Here is a 1,970-nt window from a genome sequence, read left to right on the forward strand (position 1 = left end):
CGGATACAAGACGCCGCATGCCTCCCTCACCCCGAGCAAAACCATGCCTGACCAGCAGAAATCAACGGATCACGTTCGGTTGAGATACGGCTTCTTACAACCAGTCACGGCATGAGCCTCACTTTTACTGGGAAGCCGTGCAGCGGGTCCTCGACGACTGCCTGACTGGTGACGAACCGGCCAAGGCCGTCACGGAAACACTGTTCGGGCTCTCAGCGTTGTCCGGCATCCTGCTCCAGGAACTGTCCGAGGCTACTGGCACCGACCAGGCCGAACTGCTCTCCCGGGTCCACAGTGCCTACCTGAATTCGCCAGGGCTGGACCGGGGCGGACACACCTGACCCTCGGGCGCGGCCGTCGAAACCATCCGCGAGCGGCCGGCCTTGTCGGGCCGGCTGCAAGGAGCCAAGCCCGGCAGCCACACGACCCCGTCAAGGCTTCGATCGGCGCCCGACTACGCGGAGCCCCCGGGCACCAAGGACACGGAGCTTGTCATGGCGCCTGCGCAGCTGACGGACCATCCCGATCTCGGTCTCACCCAGGTCCCGTCGGACCAGACAAGGATCACGCTGATTCCGTCGGACCAGGTCAGCGCCCACACCGCAACCCTCACCACCCTCGCAGCAGCCGCATTCGCCGGCTATCCCTGGTACGAGACCTGCGTCGAGGCGGCACAGCTCGTCAATCGCCTGTGCCACGATGTGACGAAGCCCGGCTTCACTCTGCTGGTGGCCAAGAATGCAGGCAGCACCGTGGGCTTCGCTTACGGGGTGTCCAGCAGCAGGCTGGCCTCGCTCGCCCAACAACTATCCCCTCTCGAACTGACGCCCTTTGAGCTGCGCGAACTTGCCGTCACTCCGCAGGTCCGTGGTCTTGGTATCGGCACTGCCCTGCACGACTGTCTTCTGGCCGCTGTGCCCCACCGTCCACGCTGGCTGGCCACCCACCCGTATGCCGCCCCTGCCCTGGCGCTGTACCGCCGACGCGGATGGCAGGTCAAGCACTTGTGGCCAGACTCTGGCGCGGACAGCAGCACACGACTGCTGATGCACCCCCCAGATAGCAACCTCCGCAAAGCAGGCTCGTCACGATATGTACGGCTTCGTCGTGCTTCCCCGGCGCTGGTGCGTGGAGCGCACCCTGAGCTGGCTGATGCGCTCGCGCCGTCTGGCCCGCGACTACGAGACGCGGCCCGCCACCAGCGAAGCCGTCGTGCAGTGGTCGATGGCCATGCTCATGGGACGCCGCCTGCCCGCGGCCGCGACACGGTCATCCCGCCGGGCACCGCCGTGTGAACAGGCCCGGCCGGTCCTCGGCCAGCCAGCCCCTCGCCACCAGCCGCTTCGCCTTGACCCGCACACCCTCGACCTTTGCGGGCACCAGATCCAGGCCCAACCGGGCAGCCAGGTGTTTCGCGCGCAGCCCCCTTGCCCGACTCCCCATCCAGCACGGCCAGCAGCCGCCGGTAATCCGGCGCAAGCACCTGCTCGGTGACACCCTGAACCGCCAGTCAGGGACCACCGACCCGGCCACCGGCTCCTTCACCACGGCCGGAACCGGTGCCGGCCGGACCGGCTCTTCGGGCACAGCACCCCTGGCCAGGGCCTCGGTCAGCTCCGCCAGTGCGACGACCCGTCGCTCCAGCACGGCTTCCGCCTCGGCCAGCTCGACCAGAGCCCGGTCCACCTCGGCGCGCAGTTCCTCCACCCGCACCCGGGCAGCCGTCTCCCGAACCTCCAACAGCCCCATCACCGACGGCACCTGAACACCTCCCCGACGAAACAACACGATGTGTCATCCCTGTCGCAGGACTGCCAGCACCATGCCTGACCAGCGAAAACACGGAGAACACGTTCGGTACGACAACGGCTTCTGAGCTTGATCATTAACCTCGCTGCTGTTTCAGGCGGACGTGTTCGGTGAGGGTTTCGATTCGTTTCACGGTCTTCCCAGGCTCGTGACGTGGGGCT

General features: G+C 66.8%; 2 protein-coding genes and 2 pseudogenes. 3 read left to right on the forward strand and 1 reads right to left on the reverse strand.

All coding sequences use genetic code 11. The annotated features are described in order from the left end of the window. Positions 1-137 precede the first annotated feature (137 nt). From ACWGI8_RS43620 to ACWGI8_RS43630, 3 genes and pseudogenes are all read left to right on the forward strand, one after another. Entirely contained in the window at positions 138-341 is a 204-nt protein-coding gene (locus tag ACWGI8_RS43620) for a hypothetical protein (protein ID WP_453669093.1), read from the forward strand. Between the two features lie 153 nt (positions 342-494). Further along, positions 495-983, forward strand: a pseudogene (locus tag ACWGI8_RS43625) (N-acetyltransferase family protein); the annotation flags it as partial. Between the two features lie 115 nt (positions 984-1,098). Further along, a pseudogene (locus ACWGI8_RS43630) lies at positions 1,099-1,278 on the forward strand (IS5 family transposase); the annotation flags it as partial. On the opposite strand, the gene ACWGI8_RS43635 reads toward ACWGI8_RS43630, so the two are convergent. Then, positions 1,270-1,749: a hypothetical protein gene (locus ACWGI8_RS43635; protein WP_453669094.1), complete on the reverse strand. Its 480-nt coding sequence runs from the start codon at positions 1,747-1,749 to the stop codon at positions 1,270-1,272. The pseudogene ACWGI8_RS43630 and the gene ACWGI8_RS43635 overlap by 9 nt on opposite strands. Positions 1,750-1,970 lie beyond the last annotated feature (221 nt).

Source organism: Streptomyces sp. NPDC054841 (assembly GCF_053611045.1).

What these genes read in the sequence shown, in the direction of transcription:
- ACWGI8_RS43635 (WP_453669094.1), bottom strand. Translation starts at nt 1,749, where the DNA reads ATGGGGCTGTTGGAGGTTCGGGAGACGGCTGCCCGGGTGCGGGTGGAG.